The sequence below is a fragment of the Neisseria sp. P0008.S010 genome, assembly GCF_051962715.1.
Taxonomy (GTDB): domain Bacteria; phylum Pseudomonadota; class Gammaproteobacteria; order Burkholderiales; family Neisseriaceae; genus Neisseria; species Neisseria elongata.
This window is the reverse complement of record NZ_JBQCVA010000172.1, coordinates 1-429: the sequence shown is the minus strand read 5'-3', so window position 1 is coordinate 429 and position 429 is coordinate 1. Positions and strand designations below refer to the sequence as shown.

Annotated in this window: 1 pseudogene; it reads right to left on the bottom strand. The window is 54.3% G+C overall.

Features of this window, described 5'->3' with window-relative positions:
- A pseudogene (locus ACTHSL_RS13075) lies at positions 1 to 429 on the bottom strand (T6SS immunity protein Tli4 family protein); the annotation flags it as partial.

Here is a 429-nt window from a genome sequence, read left to right as displayed (position 1 = left end):
CGCGGTGTTGGCTTTGAAGGGTTTGCCGCCGTCGTCGGCGATGAAGCCGCGGATCAGGCAGATGCCGCTTTGGTTCGACACTTCGTATTCCTGCCTTTCGCGCAGGCCTTTGAGGAAGTCGGCACGGTATCTTTTCTCCATGCCGTCGAGCATTTCTTTTTCTTTCGCCTTCCAGTTGGCGGGTTCTTTGCCGTTATTGGAGGGAATACGGAAATAGCCGCTGACGATGTAGGCGTCGTCCTTATCGAGCTTGAATATCAGGTTGGTGTCATAGGGCATGCCATCTGTTTTAGTAAATAAGCCGTCCCACCTAAAATCATTGCGCGTCGCAAACATCACGGCCCGGCCGGGGATCAGGGTGCGGCTGCCGATAAAGATATTAGTCGCCCCGTAGGAACCGCTGCGTTCGAACTTGCGGATGTCTTGCAT